The following is a 20280-nucleotide window of genomic DNA, read 5'->3' on the forward strand; positions in this document are numbered from 1 at the left end:
GCAACGATCGGATCTCGATGACCTCCCTGCCCACCGATGACCTTCTCGCCCGGGTCGCCACCCTGACCGTCGCCGAGAAGGTCACCCTGCTGACCGGCGCCACCGCCTGGACCACCCACGCCCACCCGGCGATCGGCCTGGCGGAGGTCGTGCTGTCGGACGGCCCGGCGGGCGTGCGCGGCATCGAGCCCGGCACGTCGACCTCGCTGCCGGCCCCGAGTGCGCTCGCCGCCACCTGGGACCTCGAGCAAGCAGCGCGGATCGGCCGGTTCTTCGCGGCAGCAGCCCGGCGTCGGGGCGTGGACGTGGTCCTCGCCCCGGTGCTGAATCTGCAGCGCATCCCGGTCGGCGGACGGCACTTCGAGAACTACAGCGAGGACCCGTACCTGACCGGGGAGGTCGGCGCCGCCGTGATCGCCGCGATGCAGGACCTCGGCGTGGCCGCCTGCGCGAAGCACTTCGTCGCCAACGACTCCGAGACCGACCGCACCACCTACGTGGCCCGGGTGGACGAGGTCACCCTGCGCGAGGCGTACCTGCCGCCGTTCCACCGGGGTGCGGTCGAGGCCGGCGCCTGGACCGTGATGTCCGCCTACAACGGCCTCGACGACGGCGAGGAGTCCGCCCCCGCCGGCGAGCACCGCCGGCTGCTGACCACCCTGTTGAAGCAGGAGTGGGGCTACGACGGGCTCGTGGTCAGCGACTGGGCGGCGGCCCGCACGACGGCCCCGACGGCGAACGCCGGCATGGATCTGGTGATGCCCGGACCGCACGGCCCCTGGCAGGACGCGCTCGTCGCGGCCGTCGAGTCCGGCGAGGTGCCCGAGTCGGTCATCGACGACAAGGTGGTCCGGTTGCTGCGCCTGGCCGAACGCGTCGGCAAGCTCGACGGCGTGGGTCCCGCGCCGATCCCGGCGCACCTCGTCGAGGAGGGCCGGTCGGTCTCGCGCGACCTCGCGGCGCGCGCCACCGTAGTGCTGCGCCGCGGTGCGGCGTGGCCGCTCGCGGCGGCCGCTGCACGGCCGGACGCGACCGCGGCCAGCTCGGCCGCCCGTCCGGCCGGCCCGACGATCGCGCTCATCGGCGCCAACGCCGTCGAACCCTACGTCCAGGGCGGCGGCAGCGCGAAGGTGCGCGTGGAGCACGAGGTGAGCCCCCTCGAAGGACTCACCGACGCGCTCGACGGCGCCCCCGCCGTCGTCCGCTTCGCCCGCGGCGGCGCGGTGCTCGCGCACGCCCCGATGCTCGGGACCGACCTGATCACCGACCCCGTCACCGGCGCGGCGGGCGTGCACCTGAGCGCCCACGACGCCGGCGGCGCGCTGCTCGCGCAGGAGTCCGCGGCCCGCACCGACTGGACCTGGCACTACGGCTTCCCGGCGGACACGGCCGAGCTGGTCCTGCGCACCACCGTGCACCTGACCGGGGACGGCAGCCACGAGCTGGAGCTCGGCGCGATCGGCTACCACGACGTGCTCGTCGACGGCGAGCTCGTGGCCAGCGTCCGCGACGACGACGGCGCCCAGGCGGTGCTGAACTCGTCGGTGAACGCGCCCCTCGGGGTTCGGGTACCGGTCGTGGTCGAGGGGTCGCGGGATGTCGGGGTCGAGCTGCGCCTGCACGTCGTGGACACCGGCCAGTACGGGCGGCTCATCAGCGCGACCCTGCGGCACGCGCTCCCGGGCCCGGACACCGGCACCGAGATCGACGAGGCCGTGGCCCTGGCCGCCGAGGCGGACGTCGCGGTCGTGGTGGTCGGCACGAACGGCGAGGTGGAGAGCGAGGGCTGGGACCGCGCGTCGCTCGCGCTGCCGGGGCGCCAGGACGAGCTCGTCCGCCGGGTCGCGGCCGTGAACCCACGCACCGTGGTGGTGGTGAACGCGGGCGCGCCGGTGCTGCTGCCGTGGCTCGATGAGGTGGACACGGTGCTGTGGGCGTGGCTGCCGGGGCAGGAGTTCGGGCACGCCCTCGCCGACGTGCTGCTCGGCCGGACCGAGCCCGCCGGGCGACTGCCGTGGACGCTGCCCGCGAGCGCCGACGACGTGCCGGTGCCGGACGGCGTGCCCGTCGACGGCGTCATCGACTACCGCGAGGGCACGGACGTGGGATACCTCGGCTGGCAGCGCCTGGGCCGCACACCGGCGCTGCCGTTCGGGCACGGGCTGGGCTGGACCGACTTCGCCCACGGCGAGGCCGCCGTGATCTGCGAGCCCGACGGCGGACTCACGGTGGGCGTCGACGTCACCAATGTCGGACCGCGGGCCGGGCGCGAGGTGGTGCAGGTGTACCTGGAACGGCCGGATGACCCAGGAATGTTGCGGCTGGCCGGGTTCGCAGGCACGGACCTCGCTGCCGGCACCGGGGCCACGGTGACCGTGCGGGTGCCCGCGCGCGCCCTCGAGCGGTGGGGCGTTGCTGGATCGGGATCGCCGGGGTGGCGGCGGGTCGGCGGCACCTACCGGGTGCACGTGGGCCGGTCGGTCGCGGACATCCGCGCCACCGCGAACGTCACCGTCGAGGGTGCGGACGTGCCCGTTGCCGACGCCGTGGTGCACGCATGACGCCGGCCGCGTCCGTCACCCACCCGCCGCTGAGCCGGCTCGCCGCGACCCGTCCGGACGTCACCGCGCGCTCCTTCGTGCGCCGGGCGGGCACCCGGATCGTGGACGGCACCGGCGCACCCGCGCTCGAACGCGGCGTGGGCATCGGCACCTGGCTGCTGCCGGAGGGCTACATGTGGGGATTCCGGCCGGCCGGGCGACCCGGCGCGGGCATCCCCGCGCAGTCCCCCCGGGAGATCGAGGCCCTGTTCACCGACCTGGTCGGCCCCGAACGCGCCGCGGCGTTCTGGACCCGGTGGCGGGCGTCGTTCTTCACCGAGGCCGACGTCGCCGAGATCGCCGCGCAGGGGTTCGACCACGTCCGCCTGCCGATCAACTCCCGCATCGTCATGGATGACTCGGGCGCCTTCCGCTCCGACGGGTTCGCCCTGGTCGACGCGTGCATCGAATGGTGCCGCGCGCACGGCCTGCATGTCGTCCTGGACCTGCACGGCGCGCCGGGCGGGCAGACCGGCACCAACATCGACGACTCCCCACGAGGCCGTCCGGAACTGTTCACCGACCCGAGGTACCGCGACCTGACCGTGGCGCTGTGGGCTGAGCTGGCCCGCCGGTACTCCGGCGAACCGGTGGTCGCCGCCTACGACCTGCTCAACGAACCGCTGCCGAACTCCTACGCCGCCGCCCACGCAGGCGACCTGGTCAGCCTGTACCGCGACCTCACCGCGACGATCAGGGCCATCGACCCCGACCACCTGATCATGTACGAGGGCCTGCACTGGGCCAGCGACGTCTCGATCTTCACCGAGGTCTGGGACGCGAACTCGGCGATCCAGTTCCACCGGTACTGGGCGCCGCCGGACCGGGCCGGCATCGCGCGCTACCTCGAGGTACGGGACCGGCTTGGCCTGCCGATCTACATGGGCGAGGGCGGCGAGAACGGCACCGACTGGCTCGCCGCCGCGTTCGGGCTGTACACGGCACACGGCATTGGCTGGAACTTCTGGACCTGGAAGAAGATCGACAATCCGCACTCCCCCGCCGTGGTCGTCCCGCCTACCGGTTGGGACGCGGTCTCCGGGTACGCGGCCGGCACGCACGAGCGGCCCGAACCCGATGCCGCCTGGGCCACGCTGCTCGCCCTGGTCGAGGCGGTGCGGCTGCCGAACTGCACCTGGCACGGTGAGGTGATCGCGGCGCTGCTGCACCGCACGCCGGTGACCCTGCCGGCCTACGCGTTCGCCGGTGCCGGCGCGGGTGAGCGCAGCATCGTGTCGAGCACCGCCGCGGAGTCGGCCGACGCCGCCGACGAGCCGTGGGCCGACGACCCCGTCACCATCCGCTACACCGGCGGCGAGCCGCACGTGAACCCGTTCGCCGCCGACCCGGCCGAGCGCGCCCGAGCCGGCACGTTCGCGGCGCACCTGCGCGCCGGGGACCGGGTCGACTACGACCTGCACGTCGCCGAACCCGCCGCGGGCGCGGGCGGCTCACCCGAGACCACGGTGACCCTGCGGACCGGGCGAGTTACGCCGTCGGGCATCACGCCGACGGCGGCTCCGCCGACCGGGCCGGCCGCGTCCGGCACCCTGGCGGTGCGGCTCGGCGGTGTCACGGTGCCCGGCGCCTGGTTCGGGACCACCTGGCGCGGCTCGACGCCGACGGTCCCCGGCCCCACCACCCTTCGGATCGGCGTCGAGGACGGCGCCGTCGACCTGATCGAGATCGCCGTGCGCTGACCCGACCGGGCCGGCCTCGCGCACCCGCTCCGAGCGCGCTGCGGCGGAGTAGAGTTCGCATCCCAGCCACTTCCCGAGGTGTGCCATGCCCGTCCAGGCCGATCGCGTCGCAGCGTTCCACCGCCTGCACTCCGGTGGCACGTTCGTGATGCCGAACCCCTGGGATCCCGGGAGCGCACGGGTCCTGGCAGGTCTCGGGTTCCCGGCGCTGGCGACAACGAGCTCCGGGTTCGCGTGGACCCGCGGCCGGGCGGACACCCAGGTCGACCTCGAGCAGGTGCTCGCGCACCTGCAGGACGTCGCCGGCGCCGTCGAGGTACCGGTGAACGCCGACTTCGAGGGTGGCTACGCGGTCGATCCCGACCAGGTCGCCACGAACGTGGGCCGCGCCGTCGCGACCGGCATCGCGGGCCTGTCCATCGAGGACTCCTCAGGCGACCCCGCCGAACCCCTGCTGCCGTTCGAACTGTCCGTCGAGCGGGTGCGGGCGGCGCGGCGTGCGATCGACAAGAGCGGCACCGGGGTGCTGCTGACCGCGCGGTCGGAGGGCTTCGTCGTCGGCCGCCCGGACATCGTCGAGACCCTGCGCCGGCTGCGCGCGTACTCCGAAGCGGGCGCCGACTGCCTCTACGCGCCCCGGATCACGACGGTCGTGGACGTCGAGGCGGTCGTGGCCGCGGTGGCGCCGAAGCCGGTGAACCTGCTGATCAACGCGCCGTTCATGACCGTGGCGCAGGCTGGCGCGCTGGGCGTACGGCGGATCAGCGTGGGCGGCACCCTCGCCCGCGCGGCGTGGGGCGGCTTCCTCGGCGTCGCACGGGAAATAGTGGACGCCGGCACGTTCTCCGGTTTCAGCGACCTCCCGAACGTCGACGGGCTGTTCACCACCGACTGAGTGTCCCGAGGCGGTTGACCGGCCACCGATCTGGGCAGGACGCACCAGCGCACCGGCGCGCCTCGGGGCGGCTCAGCCCAACAGCCGCCGCCGAGTCAGCACCAACAGCGCGCCGGCGACGGCCATGGCAACGGCCAGCCCCAGGGCAGGAGCCACACCGTCGGAGGTACCCGTCGCCGGCAACGTCGGCGTGCTCGGTGGCGGCCCTGGCTGGGCCGCCGTCGGGTCCTCACCGGGCTCGGCCGGCAGCCCGAGCGCCGCGGGAACCGCCTCGACCGTGACCACCAGATCACCGCCCCGACCACCGTCACGGTCGACGACGGCGAACGTCGCCTCGTAGGTGCCCGCCTCGGTGTAGGTATGCGTCACCGGCGGATCGGCCGGGCCGACCACCTCGACCACGGGTGATCCGTCGCCCCAGTCCACGATGTAGGTGAACAGGTCGGCCATGTCCGCGCTCGACGAGTCGTCCGCGCTCACCTTCAGCGTGAGCGGTTCGCCGACGACGGCGGTGCGCGCGCCGTCCACGATCGCGCCCGGCCCGGTGTTGCTGACCTCGATCGCACCCGTGGCGTCGGCACCGAGGCCATCGACCTCGGCCCGGACGTCGACGTCGTAGGTCACCGGACCGTCGTCGATCCCGAACGCCTCGAGCTCGGCCCAGGTGAGCGTCACCTCGGCGCCGGTCGCGTCGGAGAAGTCGCCGTCACCGTTCAGGTCCCATCCGATGACGGCGGTCGTGCTGGATCCGGCCGCGGACAGCGTGATGTCCTCACCCTCGGCGATCGCGTACGGGCCACCGGCGGCGACGACGGGAGCGACCTCGAGCTCGGCGTCGTCGTCGCTGGCGCCGAACCCGTCGTCCGGCACGAAGGTCGCGACGACGGTCTGCACGCCGGCGCCGAGCGCGGTGTCCAGCTCCGCGGTGCCCGCGAGCAGCGTGACGGTACCGAGCACGTCACCGCCGCTGCTGAACGTCACCGATCCGGCAGCAACGACGCCGGCACCCGCGGCCGTGACGTCGGCGGTCAGGGTGACGGTGTCGCCGTCGACGGCGGTCGTCGGAGCGGTCAGGACCAGCGTGGTCGGCATCGCCGTCGGCCTGATCGCGACGGTCTGCGAGCTCGGTGCGAACGTGTCGGTCCCGAGGTATTCGACGGTGATGTCAAAGGCCGCGGTGCTCGTCGGGGTGTGACTGCCCGTCCAGGCGGGCAGATCGGCAGCGTCGAGCTCCGAGACGTCGCCGTCGACCGTGACCCGCACGCTGCCCTCCATGACGGCGGATCCGTCACCGGTCACCGTGGCGGTGATGCCCAGTGGCTCGTGCGCCCGTGGTGCTTCCGGGCTGACGGTGACCGCGGTGGTCGTCGGGGCCACCACGAGCAGCTCGATCGGGTCGGCCGCGCTGTCGGTCCACCCGTCGGCACCGGTGTACGCGGCGGCGATGGTGTGGGTCCCGCGCGCCAGGCCCGTGAGGGTGACGGTGACCTCGCCGTCGGCGTCCGGGGTGCCCGCAGCGACGGGCGCGCCGCCGTCGACCGAGTAGGAGACGGTGCCGGCGTCGACCGGGTCGCCGCCGGAGGCCACGGTCGCCGTGACGGTGACGTCTTCGCCGCTGCCCACGCTGGCCGGCGCGTCGAGCACGATCGAGGTCGCCGCCTGCGCGAGCACCTCGACCTGGACCGCCGTCGAGGTGGTCCAGCCGTCGGCGCCCGTGTAGGTGGCGTCGATGGTGTGGGTACCCCGGGCCAGGCCGGTGAGCGTGAAGGTCACCTGCCCGGCGGTATCCGGGGAGCCGGCACTGACGGGTGTGGCGCCGTCGACGGCGTAGCTGACGGAACCGGCGGTGACCGGGCTGCCGCCGGCGCCGGCGATCGTGGCGACGACGTCGAGGTCCGCACCCACAGCGACGGTCGCTGGTGCGTCCAGTGCGATCGTGGTGCCCTCCGTCCCGAGCACGTCGACCGGGTCGGCGGCGGAGTCGGTCCAGCCGTCGGCGCCGGTGTAGGTGGCGGCGATGGTGTGGGCGCCGCGGGTGAAGCCAGTGAGCGTGAAGGTGACCTCCCCGCCGTCATCGGGGGTACCGGCGGCCACCGGGGTGCCGTCGTCGAGGACGTAGGTCACGGTGCCCGCGGTGACCGGCCCGTCCGCGGCCGAGACAGTGGCGGTCACCGTGGCATCGGTACCGGCGGCGACCGTCGCGGGCGCGTCGAGCGTGAGCGTGGTCGGCGACTCGACCAGGACGGTGGCCGGGTCAGCCACGCTGTCCGCGAGGTCACCCGCGCCGGTAAAGGTCGCCGTGATCGAGTGGCTGCCACGCGTCAGGCCGGGGACCGAGAACGTGATCTCGCCGTCGGCGTTCGGCGTGCCGGCCTCGACCGGAGCACCACCGTCGAGCGCGTACGCGACCGTGCCGGCGGCGACGGGCACGCCGTCGCCCGTCACGGTGGCCGTGATCACGGCGTCGTCGCCCAGCTGCACCGTCGCCGGTGCCTCGAGGGCGATCTGGGTCGCAACCCCGGAGGTCAGCTCCAGGCACCAGTCCTCGAAGAGCCGGCCGCCGTCGCCCGGAGCGTTGTCGACGATGTAGAGCGACCAGGTGCCGTTGGCCGAGGTTCCCGCGAACGCCTCGGCGAATGTGGCGGCGGCGGACGGCGCCGGGGCCGGGGCCGGGAAGGTGTCGTGCACGTTGTCGAGGTTCGTCGGCGCGAACGTGCCGCCGGCACTGAGCGAGACGAGCGGTTCACCGTCGTCGGAGAACACCAGATCGGGCAGATCGGCCAGCACGCCACCGACGTCGCTGAGGAACATGAGGTTGTCCCCGTCGGGTGAGACCAGCATGACGTCGAGGTCACCCGTCGAGGTGTGCTCGAGCCCGTTCAGATGCACCTTGACGTCCGTCACGCTGCCCGCACGGTCGTCGACGAAGATTCGAAGCGGGTAGACCCGCGCGGGGCCGACCTGCGGGATCTGCGTGGGCGCCGGGTTGGGCGGGTTGCAGTAGAGGTCTCCGTCGACCTGGGTGTCGTCGTCGGCCTGCAGCGTGAAGGCGGTCGCGCTGGGGAGGTAGGTGGCCGTGCCGAGATAGTCCACCTGGATCTGGTCGATGCCCTCACGGCCCCAACTGGCGAACGAGACGGTTGCGACACCGTCGACGACATCGGCGGGATACGTCACCGCGCCCGGGATGGAGAACCCGACTGTTCCCTCGGTCACCGGTTCCCCGTTGGACGCCACGTATGCGGTCATCGTGAGCAGTTCGCTGGTCGAGGCCGGGTTGGGGGTCGCGCTCGCCGTGATGGCCGTGGGTGCGGCGGTGTCCGTCGTCGTGATCGTGAGGCTCCAGCCGCCCGCGATCGCGCCGGCGTCCCCGGTGCTGTCGTCGACGACGTACAGACGCCAGGTGCCGTTGGGGTCGATGCCGCTGAACGCGCCGGCGAATGTCGTCGCACCACCAGGGGTCGGCGCGGGCGCCGGATAGGCGTCAACAGTCGTCTCGACGTCCTGCGGCGCGTAGGTACCCGCGACCAGGCTGCCAGCATCGGGGAACTCGATCCCGCCGTCGGCGATCGTGAGATCGACATCGTCGGCGCTGACGGTGAACGTCGCCTCACCGACGTCGGACATCACCACGAGGTTGTCGCCGGTGGGCGCGACCAGCAGCATGTCGACGTCGTTGACGAAAAGATGACTCAGGCCGGTCAGCGCGACCGAGACGTTCGAGACCGCTCCGGCCAGCCCGGAGACCGCAATGTTCGAGGGATAAGGGTCCGCAGGGCCGAACTGGTCCGGTGACCCCGCCCCGGGGATGCTGATCGGGCCCATGCTGGTGAAGGTCGTCGGACCGTCCGCTCGGGCCGGTGCCGCGAGGCTGATTGCGCCGACCGTGGTGAGGGCGAGTGCCGCTGCTGCGACGGCGGCCAGCCGTGCACGTGCCGTTTCTGTCATGAGTGCGCGCATGTATAGCCCCCGAGCATGCCCGCGCATCGTTTCCCCGAATACGGGCTTCCATTCCCGCGCGATCGCGCAAGCTTCCTCATCCTTCCGGTTCGGCGAGGGATCGCACAACAGTCGGCGGGGTCATCCGCAGAGATCGAGACCTTTCCGTGACCTTCCGCTCTTTGGGATGGTTCATCTCGGCAACCGAGCCACGTCCTGGTCGGCGCCGTGGTCCGGTTTGGCGCTAACGTACGCGCATCGGGGTCGCACCAGCGGATCCCTCGGATGCCGCGGGCGTGGCAGAGGTGAGCAGGTCATGGTCGGAGTGACGCGACGTTCGGTGCTGCGCGGCGGGGTGGCTGCCGCCCTGCTGCCGCTCACGGTCGGGGTACTGGCCGGCGCACCAGCCACGGCCATGGCCATGGCGACCGTCGACGTCGGCGTCGTGACCCGGAGCGCGGTCGAGGCCGCCGTCGGGACCCGGGTGCGCGTGATCGGGGCGGGCGGCGTGAGCACGGGCACGCTCCACCGCGTCGACGACCTCCGCCACGCCGTCGCCGGACACCCGGACGCGTTCGCCGCGCGGCTGCGCCTCGACGGCGATGCGGAGCTGGGACCGGGCCTGGTCGACCTCGAACTGCCGGGTCTGCGCGTGCCGGGCGTCGGTCTGTTCATCACCGGCGTGCCCGGGGCACGCACCGCCGACCTCGTCATCGATCGTCGCTCGGTGGCCGAGCACCTCGGCACCGGCACGGCCTGACACCTTCACCCCTCGACCCGACAGGAGCGCGCCATGGAACCCTTCCTCGGCACCATCCAGCTGTTCGCCTTCCCCTTCGTACCCCGCGGTTGGGCGGCGTGCGACGGTCGGCTGCTGGCGATCAGCCAGAACGCCGCCCTCTTCTCGCTGCTCGGCACCCAGTACGGCGGTGACGGCCAGACCACGTTCGCAGTTCCGGACCTCCAGGGCCGGGTTCCGATCGGCCAGGGGCAGGGCCCAGGACTCAGTCCCCGCACGATGGGTGAGAGAAGTGGTCAGGAGAGCGTCATGCTGGTCACCAGCCAGATCCCGAGCCACTCACATGCGATCAACGCGGCGGGTGCCGCGACCACGAAGTCGCCGGTCGGCAATCTGCCCGCGGTCGCGACCGGCGGTTCGGCCTACGGCGCCACTGCCGTCGGGTCGATGGGCCCGGGCATGGTGCAGCCAGCGGGACAGAACCAGCCCCACGAGAACATGCAGCCCTACCTCGTCGCGAACTGGTGCATCGCCACCGAGGGGATCTTTCCCAGCCGCGACTGACGACGTTCCGGCGCGCGCATGGGCCGGTTCCCGCGTGGCAGGTACCGGCGCCATCCGGGCGGGGCCGCGCAAGATCCTAGACGTCGGTGACCGGGGCGTCCGGCGCGACGGGCATGGCCCGCTTGTGCGCGGTCCGTGCGAAGGCAGCCTCGATCGTCTCGCGGTCCTTCTCGGCGACGGTGCCGCCCTCGAGGTAGGTGTCGATCGCCTCGTAGGTCACCCCGAGGGCCACCTCGTCCGGGTTACCGGGCTTGCCGTCCTCGAGGTCCGCGGTCGGGACCTTCGTGACCAGTTTCTCCGGCGCACCCAGGTGGGCACCGATCGCCCGGACCCGGCGCTTGGTGAGCCCGGCGAGCGGGGTCAGGTCGCAGGCGCCGTCGCCGTACTTCGTGTAGAAGCCGGTGACCGCCTCGGCGGCGTGGTCGGTGCCGATCACGAGCAGGTTGCGGGCGCCGGCGATCGTGTACTGGGCAACCATCCGCTGACGGGCCTTGATGTTGCCCTTGACGAAGTCCGCCGCGGACTCGCTGGAGGCGGTCGTGCCACCCGCCAGGACCGCGGCGACCATGGCGTCCGTGGGCTCGGCGATGTTCACGGTGAGCACCTCGTCGGCCTCGATGAAGGAGATAGCAGCCTGCGCGTCGGCCTCGTCCGCCTGCACCCCGTACGGCAGCCGGACCGCGACGAACGCGGCGTCCCGGCCCTCGGCGCGGAGCCGCTCGACGGCCAGCTGCGCAAGGCGTCCGCCCGTCGTGGAGTCCACCCCACCGCTGATGCCCAGGACGTACCCGGCGGCTCCCGTGCGGCGCAGGTACTCGGCCAGGAACCCGATCCGGCGCTCGGCCTCGGTGGCCGCGTCGAACTCGGCGGGGACGCCGAGCTCGTCGATGATGCGCTGCTGCGTGGGCGAGAGCTGGCGGGTCTGCGTGGTGGTCACGTTCACACGGTAGCGATCGGCCGAGGGCCGGTGCCAACGTGGCCGGCGATGCTCGCGATCAGGGCGCGAACTCCAGGAGCAGACCCAGCACGATCAGGGCACCGGCCTTGTCGAGCGGGTTGTTGTTGTTCCCGCACTTGGGTGACTGCACGCAGCTCGGGCAGCCCGTCGCGCAGCGACATGACGCGACGGCGTCCCGGGTCGCGGCGATCCAGGTGCGGGCTGCGCTGAAGCCGCGCTGCGCGAACCCGGCGCCGCCGGGGTACCCGTCGTACACGAACACGGTGGGTTCGAACGTGTCGGCGTGGATCGCCGTGGAGAGCCCGCCGATGTCCCACCGGTCGCAGGTGGCGATCAGCGGGAGCAGCCCGATCGCCGCGTGCTCGGCGGCGTGCAGCGCCCCCGGCAGGTCCGCGGGGCCGACGCCTGCCTCGGCGAGCACCGAGGCGTCCACGTGCCACCAGGTGCCGGTGGTGTGCAGGGTGCGATCGGGCATCTCGAGCGGGTAGGACGCGATGATCTCCATGCCCGGCAGCCGGCGGCGGTCATAGCCGTTCACCCGGGCCGTCACCTCGAGGTGCCCGTAGTTCCACCGGACCGGCCCCCACTGCTGCTCGGTGTCCGTGCTGACGATCCGCACATGGGTGTCGGAGCGCGCCCGGGTGCGGTAGCCGAGGTTCTGGGCGGTGACGAGCGCGACGTCGTCGCCGTAGTGCTCCACCCGGTAGGTGCGGCCCTGGTGGGTGTACACCGCGCCCTCGTGCACGGTGGCGTCGGCACGGTCGCCGTCGACGGTGCCGAGGACGCGGCCGGTGCCCTCCTCGACCACCTGGACCTGGGCCTCGCTGCCGCCGCGCAGGTCGGTGAGCCCGGCGGGGTGCTCGGGGCGGGCGTAGTTCCAGTACCAACCGCCGGGACGACGGCGGAGCAGCCCCCGGGCGACGAGTTCGTCCGGGAGCGCGGCGTCGGCGAGGCCGAACCTGGCCAGGTCGGCTTCCGTCAGCGGGAGTTCGGCGGCGGCGGCGCACAGGTGCGGGGCGAGCACGTAGGGGTTGGCCGGGTCGAACGCGGTGGCCTCGACCGCGACGCCGAAGATCGCCTCCGGGTGGTGCACCAGGTAGGAGTCGAGCGGGTCGTCGCTGGCGATGAGCACCGCGAGACCTTCCGCACCGGCTCGCCCGGCCCGGCCGACCTGCTGCCACAGCGACACTCGGGTTCCCGGCCAGCCGGCGATCAGGACGGCGTCGAGGCCGGAGATGTCCACGCCGAGCTCGAGGGCGTTCGTCGAGGCGAGCGCGAGCAGGTCCCCGGTGCGCAGCGCGGCCTCGAGCTCGCGACGCTCCTCGGGCAGGTATCCGCCCCGGTAGGCGGCGACCCGGTCCGCCAGGTCCTCCGGTCCGTTCGGGTCCGGTGCCGCGCCCGGGGCGCGCCAGCGGCGGCCGAGCCGGTCGCGGGTGTGGACCGCGATCACCTCGGCGCCGATCCGTGAGCGCACGAACGCGAGCGTGCGGCGCCGGGCCCGCACGAGGTCGGTGAGCAGGTCCGCGGTCTCCGAGAGCGCCGACCGCCGCGGGCCGTCCTCGGGGGCGCCGCTCGGCACACCCGGCGGCGGGTCCTGGTCGACGAAGTCGTCCTCGGCGACCTCCTCGGCGTCGGTGAGCAGCGGCGGCATCCACAGCGCGATGGTGCGCCGGCCGGCGGGCGAGGCGTCCTCGGTGACGGCGTGCACGTCGGCGGCGTCGACCCCGAGCAGCCGGGCCGCCGTCACCTCCGGCTCCCCCGTCGTCGCCGACGCCATGATCGCCGTCGGGCGTGCCCCGTAGTGCTCGGCCAGCCGCAGCAGCCTGCGCAGCACCAGCGCCACGTGCGCACCGAGGACCCCGCGGTAGGCATGGCACTCGTCCACGACGATGTACCGCAGGCCGCGGAGCAGACGCTGCCAGCGTTTGTGCCCGTTGAGCATGGAGAAGTGCAGGAAGTCCGGGTTCGTCAGGACGATGTCGGCGTAGTCGCGGGCCCAGTCGCGCTCGTTCAGAGGGGTGTCGCCGTCGCACGTCACGGCGCGTACATCCCGGACGCCACCGGCGCGGAGCAGTTCCGTGAGCCCGTGCAACTGGTCCGCCGCCAGGGCCTTCGTGGGACTGAGGTAGAGGACGCTCGGGCGCCGGGTGAGCGTGGAGATCCTGGTGCCCGGGGTCTGGGCGCGGATCGCGGTGATCGCCGGGAGCCATCCGGCCAGCGACTTGCCGGATCCCGTGGAGGTCGCGAGGACCACGTGCTTCCCGGCCCAGGCGGCCTCTGCGGCCTCCACCTGGTGCACCCAGGGCTCGGTGATACCGCGGGCACGGTAGGCGGTGACGAGGTCCGGATCCGCCCACGGTGGCCACGCGGCGGTCCTGCCGGCGCGGGCCGGCATCCGCTCGACGTGCAGGAGACTGTCCCGCTCGCGACGACCGGTCAGGAGCACCTGCAGTGTGTCCCGATCGGCCATTCGCCGATTGTCGCAGCACGGTCGGACACCAGGTGTTCGCAACGACCGGGCGGGCGGCCCGGTCAGGCGCACCCGAGCAACGTCCATCAGCGCTCGTCGGCAACGCGCGTGATCGCCTGTGACGCAGCGGCAGCCAGCGACGTAGCGAGCCCTCAGCGACGGAGCGAGTCGTCAGCGGCGGAGCGAGTCGTCAGCGACGGAGCGAGTCGATCATCCGGTTCAACGCGGCCTCCGCGAGTTCCGGTTCACCGCCGTCGGCGATCCAGATCGCCGCCTCGTTCATCGCGCCGCCGAGCAACGCACCGGCGGCACCGGGGTCCACGGCCAGATCGTCGAGCGCGGCCAGTCCCTCGGCGAGCAGGTGCGCGGAGTGCTGGGAGTCCATCCGGCGCCAGGACTCCCAGCCGACCACGGCGGGTCCGTCCACGAGCACGATCCGGCGGATGCCCGGCTGCACGGCGGCGCGCAGGAACGCCGCGCTCCCGTCCTTGAGGGCCGGCCATCCCACGCCCGGGGCCGCCTGCGCGACGGCGTCCGCGATCACGGCGTGCGCGTCGGTGAGGACGGCCCTGAACAGCCCCAGTTTGTCGCCGAAGTGGTGATAGACCGCGCCCCGGGTCACACCCGCCGCCTCCGCCACCCGCTCGAGTCCGACGGCCGCGTAGCCGTGCTCGGCGAACAGCTCACGGGCCACCTGGCGCAGCCGTCGTTCGGTCGCCTCACTCTGCGCCTTGGTCGCTCTGGCCACGGCCGACTCCTTTACAAACAGACTGTACGTATCCTACCGTGACCTCTATACATACACACTGTATCTAAGTGGAGGCATCGCATGATCACCGGTATCTACCCGGTCCTGATGAGTACGGACGTGGCGGCCAGCGCCGCCTTCTTCACCGAGCGGTTCGGCTTCGAGACCGTGTTCGAGGCCGACTGGTACGTCTCGCTGCGCCGGGACACGTGGGAGCTGGCGTTCGTCGACGCCGACCATCCGACGATCCCCGACGGCTTCCGCGCCGCGGCCACCGGGGTGCTGGTCAACATCGAGGTGGATCGCGTCGACGAGGAGTACGCCCGGCTCACCACTGCCGGCGACGTCGGCGTCGCGCTTGAGCTGCGCTCGGAGGACTTCGGGCAGCGGCACTTCATCGTCGTGGCGCCCGGCGGCGTCCTCGTCGACGTGATCGAGCCGATCCCGTACGCGGGCGAGTTCGCGGCGCAGGGCTGATCCCGATGTCGCGTGACCCCGGCGCGACTACGCGGTCGCCGGTTGCGGCACGTCCGTGGCGGCGAGCGTCAGATAGGCGAATCCCATGACGTCCCGGTGACCGCGAAGCCAGATCGAGCGCTGCTCGTCCAGGCTCTGCCGGACCGCATCGGCGTCCGGGTGATCCGGGTGGGCGGCGAGCCAGAGTTCCCGGTCGGCCATATGACCGGACTCATACTCCGCCCACTCCTCCCGCGTGACGGTCTCGGTGCGGATCGGGCGGAAGCCAGCGGAGATGGCCTGATCGACCAGATCGGCGAGCAACGGGCAGTCCTCGGCGGTGGTGCCCTCCCACATGTTCGCGAGCTCGGTGGCCGTGGGTGGGTGTTCCCAGTACTCGACGCCGAACAGCAGCCGCCCGCCGTCCCGCACCCGGCCGCGCAACGCGGTGAGTGCCTCCGGTATCGAACCGAAGGCGTGGAAAGCGCCGATGTTGAGCACCACGTCGGCAGGTTCGGTGTGCTGGGCGGCGGAACCCTCAACGAAGTCCACGCGGTCCCCGAGTCCGCGGCCCGCAGCGGCGCCACGTGCTCGCTCGAGGTCCGGGCCGTGGACGTCCACACCGACACCGCGAGTCTCCGGCGCCCCGGCCAGCGTCATCAGCAGGAGTTCGGCCCAGCCGCAGCCGAGATCCACGACCAGCGCCGGGCTGGTCGCTGCGAGGTCGGCCGCGAGGCGATGAGCCCGTTGGGATGAGAGCGGGGCGTTGAAGGTCAGCAGGCTCCCCGAACCCGTAGGCGGCGGAGCAGAACCGTCGGCCGGCGCAGCGGCGCTGTCGGTCGAAGGAGCGGTGGCCTCGCCTGAGACGGCCGGGGCGTCGTTCGGTGTCGGGGTCATCGCAGCGACCCTGTACCACCGATCCGCCACCGTCAACGCAATTCCTGGCCGCGTGGGGTGGAGTCATCGAGTGCGGCGCCACGTCGGCCCGGCGCACTTCGGTCCGACTCATCCCCGTCCGACCGGCCCGGCCCGGGCCTGCGCGGTTGCCCGCGCCGACCATCCGGGAACCGGCGTGACCGGGACCCCGACCTGCACGGTCACCATGCCGCCCGCGGACACGACGCAGGAGTCGAGCTCGACTCCATGGCGTTGCGCGACGCCGCCCGCGACCGCGCACGGATCGCCAGAGCGGCTCACCGCCACCTCCGCACCGGCGATGGCCGCGAGATCGGCCGCACCCTGCGCGAGACCGCGCGCACTCGTGACCCGGGCCAACCCGCCGACCAGCACGGCGAGGATGAGCGCCGCCGCGACGATGGCGAGAACCAGGACCGTGGCCGATCCGCGGTCCCTCTCGCCAACGCGGACGAACACACCCCGGACGAACCGGGCCCCGGAACTCGAGTCGCTCAACGCGGTGGGTGTGAATCGCACAAGCGTCGCGGCTCGATCCCGGGCAACCGAACTACCCGCCCTGGCAGGCGCGACCGCCGCAGGTGTCACGGCCCGCTCCCGGGTTCGGCGCGTGCGGAGAACTCGGCTGAGGCCACCAGGCCCGCGGCCCCGAGCGGGCCGGTGTCCACGGGTGCGCTGACGCGGACCACCACCCACCCGTCGGCGGAGGTCACCGAGACCTGGGCCTGCTCGCCGGCGAGGTCGGCGGCGATCGCTGCGACCTGCGCCTCGCCGGAGCCGAGTGCGGCCGCGCGAGCGCCCGCTCGGGCGGCGTCCGTGCACCGCACCTGGGCGGTCGCCGCCGCTGCCACGAGCAGGACGGCAACCAGCACCAGGACGACGGCGGGCAGCACGATCGCGAATTCGGCCGTGACCGAACCCCGCTCGTGGTGGGCAGCACCCCACTCGCGACAGGAATGGCCCAGCTCTCGTCGGGCAGATCCCCACCGACGGTGAGCGGCGTGCTGTCGTGGCGGGACCTGTCCCGGGCGGACCGGGCCCGTGCCGACCTGGCCCGTGCGGACCTGGCTCGGGCGGACCGGGCCCGTGCCGACCTGGCCCGGCCCGACTTGGTCGCGACTCCCGGCTGCCCGCACGGATCAGCCGCCCACCGACAGCGCCTGCCGGATGATCCCGAGCAGGAGCCCGCGGACCTCGTCGCTGCGCAGGATGACCAGGAGCAGCCCGGCGAAGGCCACGGCCGCCAGGGTGGCGATGGCGTACTCCGCGGTGGCCATTCCCGCCTCCGCCGTGCGCCGCACCAGGACGTACCGGCGGCGCAGACCCGACACGAACCGGCGCCACGCGGTGGCTCCGAACTTGGCGATTCTCATGGTGTTCCTCTCGTCTCCGGGATCGATCGATCCCGTCCTGCCTCCACTGTGGGCTCCGCCCCCCGTCGGCCGCTCCGCGCACCGGGCCTCCTGTGGACGACCAGACATCGGCCGGCTGGCCGTGTGCGCCTGGGAGTCAGGGACCGAGCAGGTCGAGCCCGGTCGACAGCAGCACCGGGACCAACCCGAGCAGGACGAAGGACGGGAGCAGGCACAGCCCGAGCGGGAGGACCAACTGGACGCCCAGTCGGGCCGCGGCCTCCCGCGCGCTTGCCCCGCGGCGGGCTCGCACGCCCTCCGCGGCTTGGCGCAGGCCCGCCCCAGGAGCGACGCCGTCGCACCAGGCCGGGGCCAGGGCCCGGGACACGGCAGCCCAGCCGTCGTCGACGCCCAGCCAGGCCTGGTCCCAGTCGGCGCCGAGCCGGAGAGCGCCGGCAACGCGCCGGAGCGGCTCGCCCTGCTCGGCGGGCAGCGCATGCCCGAGGGCATCGAGCGCGGCGGGGATCGAGACGCCGGCAGTGAGCGCCGCGTCGAGCAGATCGAGCACCACCGCGGGATCGACGACCGGGCCCGACTCCCGGCTACGTCCAGGTACTGGTGGGAGCCGGCTCCGCGCCGGTCCGCCGGCCTTGCCCGCAGGCGCCTTGAGCCGCGTGGACGGCGCGTACGCAAGGGGCGCGCGTCGCACCGCCCACGGCACCGCTGCCAGCACGACGAGCGCGGCGGCGAGCCAGGCCAAGCTCATGACCCACCCGCCCGTCCGGCTCGACCCAGCGTCGCGACCCAGGCAACCCTCATGACCGACCCACCCGCCCGGCTCGACGTGACGTCGCGACCCACACCAGCCTCATGAACCACCCGCCCGTTCGGCTCGACGCACCAACGTCGCGACCCACCGTCGGCCCGCGACCACCAGTCCCACCCCGAGCACGAGACACCAGCCGCCGATCCCGCCGCCGAGCAGTACCCCGAGCGGATCGGCACCGAGGCCCGTGCCGAGCAGCACACCGGCCAGTGGCAACCAGGCGAGCAGTCTCGCCGTCGACCTGGGGCCGGCGAGCGCGGTGCGCCGGGCCGAGGCGGCCTCGGCCGACTCGACGATCCCGCTCGCACAGCGCTCGAGAACATCGGCCAGTGGCGTGCCGACGCGATGAGCGATCCGGCACGCCGCGATGGCACCCGCCACCTGGGCGGCATCCGGTCCGTGCCCCACCCGCGCGGCGAGCGCCGCGAGCGGCCCCGGGACGCCGGATGGTCCGCGATCGACCTCCGTGGATGGCGACTCCATGCCCGGTGAACTCCGTGCAGCGGGCGTCCGGGGCCTCAGGTCGATGGCGTGGGCAACGAGGTCCGCAGTCGGGTCGGGTCGGGCGGAGTCGGTACCCGCGAGCGCCCGCTCCCACGCGGACTCGACGTCGGCGCCGGACCGCAGCCTCGCGGCGACCTCAACGAGCACCTCGCCGAGAGGGATCGGTCGGTCACGGTGCCGCCAGGGGACCCATCGAAGCCCTCGGCGATCGACCCCGGCGCTGGAGCGTCGGTCCCTGCGGCCGCGTCGCCGTCCCGAGCCCTGCGGACGCGGGGGCGCGCCACGGTGACCGGGTGCCGTGAGCAACCACACGGCCAGGACGCACAGCACGGCCGCCGCCACGGCCGCGACGCCGACCGGCCGGGCGCCGGGTGCACCGCCCGCCGCGCCCAGAGCACCTGCCGCCGCCACGAGCACCCCGCTCACCGCGCCGCGTCCAGCCGCTCGGCGAGCGCCGGCCAACCGGGCCCCCAGCACCACCCACCGAGGCCGTCACGACCCATCGCGACCTCGCAACGCATGCCGTCACCGCCGTCGGGCGAGAGAACCGCGACCTGGTCCACGTGCCGCCGCCCCTCGGTCCGGCGCAGGTGCACCACCGCGTCGAACGCACTGAGCGCCTGGACCGCGACGGCGGCCGGACTCAGCCCGGCGAGCGTGCCCAGCGCGGCCAGGCGGGCCGGCACATCCGTGGCGGCGTTGGCGTGCACCGTGGCCAGCCCGCCGTCGTGCCCGGTGTTGAGGGCGCCGAGCACCTCGCGGACCTCGGCGCCACGGCACTCCCCCAGCACCAGCCGGTCCGGACGCATCCGCATCGCCGTCCGCACCAGGTAGTCCAGCCCGATCCCGCCGACGCCCTGGACGTTCGGCCGCCGGACCTGCAGGTGCACGACGTGCGGATGGTCCGGCGCCAGTTCCGCGGCCTCCTCGATGCACACGATCCGTTCGTTCGGCGGCACCAGCGAGAGCATGCTGGCCAGCAGCGTCGTCTTCCCACTGCCGGTGGCGCCGCTGACCAGGACGTTCGCGCGCACGCGCACGAGCTGGGCGAGGATCTGCGCGGACCGGTCGTCGAGGAAACCGTCCTCGACCAGTTCGGCGAGCCGGAACGCCCGACGGCGGACCGTGCGTAGGGAGACCAGCGCACCTTCCGCACTGAGCGGGGCGAGCACGGCGTGCAACCGGGTACCGTCCGGCAGTCGCCCTTCGGCAACTGGCGCGGCGTCATCCAGCCTCTGGCCCGCGACGGCGGCGAGCCGAGTGGCGAGGACGCGGATGTCACCGAGACCCACCGCCGGGACCCGTCGCAGGCCGTCACCGCGATCCACCCAGACACCGTGATCGGCGTTCACCAGGACGTCGGTCACCCGCGGGTCGTCGAGCAGCGGCTGCAGCACCGGTCCGGCGCCGAGGAGTTCGGCCCTGGCATCTCGCTCCAGCGTGATCAGGTCCCGGTCGCCGATCGGGCTGGAGTTCTCCCGGACCGCCCGTGCCACCTGGCCCGCGTCCGGCGCACGGTCGGTCCCGAGCAGCCGGTCGCGGACCTGGTCGACGCCGGTCTTCCTCGTCGGCAACCGATCGCGCACCTGGGCGACCTCGGTGAACGTCATCGTC

General features: G+C 73.3%; 17 protein-coding genes. 6 read left to right on the top strand and 11 right to left on the bottom strand.

The window, feature by feature from the left end; genetic code table 11:
* The first annotated feature begins 17 nt into the window (after positions 1-17).
* The 3 genes from KCQ71_RS14270 to KCQ71_RS14280 all read left to right on the top strand — a co-directional run bounded on the left by KCQ71_RS14270 (position 18) and on the right by KCQ71_RS14280 (position 5195).
* The gene (locus KCQ71_RS14270) at positions 18-2561 is read left to right on the top strand and encodes a beta-glucosidase family protein (protein WP_223407006.1); all 2544 of its coding nucleotides are present in this window, start codon (positions 18-20) and stop codon (positions 2559-2561) included.
* Complete coding sequence (locus tag KCQ71_RS14275; protein ID WP_223407008.1) at positions 2558-4300, top strand: glycoside hydrolase family 5 protein; 1743 nt, start codon at positions 2558-2560, stop codon at positions 4298-4300. The genes KCQ71_RS14270 and KCQ71_RS14275 overlap by 4 nt, the downstream gene beginning before the upstream one ends.
* 85 nt (positions 4301-4385) lie before the next feature.
* Entirely contained in the window at positions 4386-5195 is an 810-nt protein-coding gene (locus KCQ71_RS14280; RefSeq protein WP_223407010.1) for an isocitrate lyase/PEP mutase family protein, read from the top strand.
* Between the two features lie 72 nt (positions 5196-5267).
* Here the strand turns inward: KCQ71_RS14280 and KCQ71_RS14285 are convergent, their stop codons facing one another.
* A complete protein-coding gene (locus tag KCQ71_RS14285) occupies positions 5268-9143 on the bottom strand; it encodes an Ig-like domain repeat protein (RefSeq protein WP_223407012.1) in 3876 nt (1291 codons plus the stop codon).
* Between the two features lie 307 nt (positions 9144-9450).
* Here KCQ71_RS14285 and KCQ71_RS14290 point away from each other — a divergent pair, with 307 nt between their 5' ends.
* Positions 9451-9894, top strand: a complete 444-nt coding sequence (locus KCQ71_RS14290; RefSeq protein WP_223407014.1) for a hypothetical protein — start codon at positions 9451-9453, stop codon at positions 9892-9894.
* A gap of 33 nt (positions 9895-9927) precedes the next feature.
* Positions 9928-10437, top strand: coding sequence for a phage tail protein (locus KCQ71_RS14295; RefSeq protein WP_223407016.1), 510 nt, complete (start codon positions 9928-9930; stop codon positions 10435-10437).
* Positions 10438-10513: 76 nt separating this feature from the next.
* On the opposite strand, the gene nadE is transcribed toward KCQ71_RS14295, so the two are convergent.
* The 3 genes from nadE to KCQ71_RS14310 form a co-directional block, all read right to left on the bottom strand.
* On the bottom strand, positions 10514-11374 hold the full coding sequence (gene nadE, locus KCQ71_RS14300; RefSeq protein ID WP_308116642.1) for an NAD(+) synthase: 861 nt from the start codon (positions 11372-11374) through the stop codon (positions 10514-10516).
* A gap of 58 nt (positions 11375-11432) precedes the next feature.
* Positions 11433-13865, bottom strand: a complete 2433-nt coding sequence (gene sftH, locus KCQ71_RS14305; protein WP_223407018.1) for a DEAD/DEAH box helicase — start codon at positions 13863-13865, stop codon at positions 11433-11435.
* Between the two features lie 190 nt (positions 13866-14055).
* Complete coding sequence (locus KCQ71_RS14310) at positions 14056-14613, bottom strand: TetR family C-terminal domain-containing protein (RefSeq protein WP_223407020.1); 558 nt, start codon at positions 14611-14613, stop codon at positions 14056-14058.
* A gap of 81 nt (positions 14614-14694) precedes the next feature.
* Between KCQ71_RS14310 and KCQ71_RS14315 the strand changes: the two genes are divergently transcribed.
* Complete coding sequence (locus tag KCQ71_RS14315) at positions 14695-15090, top strand: VOC family protein (protein ID WP_223407022.1); 396 nt, start codon at positions 14695-14697, stop codon at positions 15088-15090.
* Between the two features lie 27 nt (positions 15091-15117).
* Here KCQ71_RS14315 and KCQ71_RS14320 read toward each other — a convergent pair whose 3' ends face one another.
* The 7 genes from KCQ71_RS14320 to KCQ71_RS14350 all read right to left on the bottom strand — a co-directional run bounded on the left by KCQ71_RS14320 (position 15118) and on the right by KCQ71_RS14350 (position 20276).
* A complete protein-coding gene (locus tag KCQ71_RS14320) occupies positions 15118-15966 on the bottom strand; it encodes an SAM-dependent methyltransferase (protein WP_223407023.1) in 849 nt (282 codons plus the stop codon).
* A 108-nt stretch (positions 15967-16074) separates the two neighbouring features.
* Positions 16075-16482: an Rv3654c family TadE-like protein gene (locus KCQ71_RS14325; protein ID WP_223407025.1), complete on the bottom strand. Its 408-nt coding sequence runs from the start codon at positions 16480-16482 to the stop codon at positions 16075-16077.
* A gap of 86 nt (positions 16483-16568) precedes the next feature.
* On the bottom strand, positions 16569-16949 hold the full coding sequence (locus KCQ71_RS14330; protein WP_223407337.1) for a TadE family type IV pilus minor pilin: 381 nt from the start codon (positions 16947-16949) through the stop codon (positions 16569-16571).
* Between the two features lie 174 nt (positions 16950-17123).
* Entirely contained in the window at positions 17124-17357 is a 234-nt protein-coding gene (locus KCQ71_RS14335; RefSeq protein ID WP_223407027.1) for a DUF4244 domain-containing protein, read from the bottom strand.
* A 136-nt stretch (positions 17358-17493) separates the two neighbouring features.
* A complete protein-coding gene (locus KCQ71_RS14340) occupies positions 17494-18102 on the bottom strand; it encodes a type II secretion system F family protein (RefSeq protein WP_223407029.1) in 609 nt (202 codons plus the stop codon).
* 102 nt (positions 18103-18204) lie between these two features.
* Positions 18205-18813, bottom strand: coding sequence for a type II secretion system F family protein (locus KCQ71_RS14345; RefSeq protein ID WP_223407031.1), 609 nt, complete (start codon positions 18811-18813; stop codon positions 18205-18207).
* Between the two features lie 275 nt (positions 18814-19088).
* Positions 19089-20276, bottom strand: a complete 1188-nt coding sequence (locus KCQ71_RS14350) for a TadA family conjugal transfer-associated ATPase (protein WP_223407033.1) — start codon at positions 20274-20276, stop codon at positions 19089-19091.
* Positions 20277-20280: the final 4 nt, after the last annotated feature.

It is taken from the genome of Occultella gossypii, assembly GCF_019947135.1.
GTDB lineage: Bacteria > Actinomycetota > Actinomycetes > Actinomycetales > Beutenbergiaceae > Occultella > Occultella gossypii.

Coding starts and splice junctions, on each gene's coding strand:
- KCQ71_RS14275 (WP_223407008.1), top strand. CDS start 2,558: ATGACGCCGGCCGCGTCCGTCACCCACCCGCCGCTGAGCCGGCTCGCC.
- KCQ71_RS14280 (WP_223407010.1), top strand. CDS start 4,386: ATGCCCGTCCAGGCCGATCGCGTCGCAGCGTTCCACCGCCTGCACTCC.
- KCQ71_RS14350 (WP_223407033.1), bottom strand. CDS start 20,276: ATGACGTTCACCGAGGTCGCCCAGGTGCGCGATCGGTTGCCGACGAGG.
- KCQ71_RS14295 (WP_223407016.1), top strand. CDS start 9,928: ATGGAACCCTTCCTCGGCACCATCCAGCTGTTCGCCTTCCCCTTCGTA.
- KCQ71_RS14340 (WP_223407029.1), bottom strand. CDS start 18,102: ATGAGCTTGGCCTGGCTCGCCGCCGCGCTCGTCGTGCTGGCAGCGGTG.
- KCQ71_RS14335 (WP_223407027.1), bottom strand. CDS start 17,357: ATGAGAATCGCCAAGTTCGGAGCCACCGCGTGGCGCCGGTTCGTGTCG.
- KCQ71_RS14320 (WP_223407023.1), bottom strand. CDS start 15,966: ATGACCCCGACACCGAACGACGCCCCGGCCGTCTCAGGCGAGGCCACC.
- KCQ71_RS14270 (WP_223407006.1), top strand. CDS start 18: ATGACCTCCCTGCCCACCGATGACCTTCTCGCCCGGGTCGCCACCCTG.
- sftH (WP_223407018.1), bottom strand. CDS start 13,865: ATGGCCGATCGGGACACACTGCAGGTGCTCCTGACCGGTCGTCGCGAG.
- KCQ71_RS14290 (WP_223407014.1), top strand. CDS start 9,451: ATGGTCGGAGTGACGCGACGTTCGGTGCTGCGCGGCGGGGTGGCTGCC.
- KCQ71_RS14315 (WP_223407022.1), top strand. CDS start 14,695: ATGATCACCGGTATCTACCCGGTCCTGATGAGTACGGACGTGGCGGCC.
- KCQ71_RS14285 (WP_223407012.1), bottom strand. CDS start 9,143: ATGACAGAAACGGCACGTGCACGGCTGGCCGCCGTCGCAGCAGCGGCA.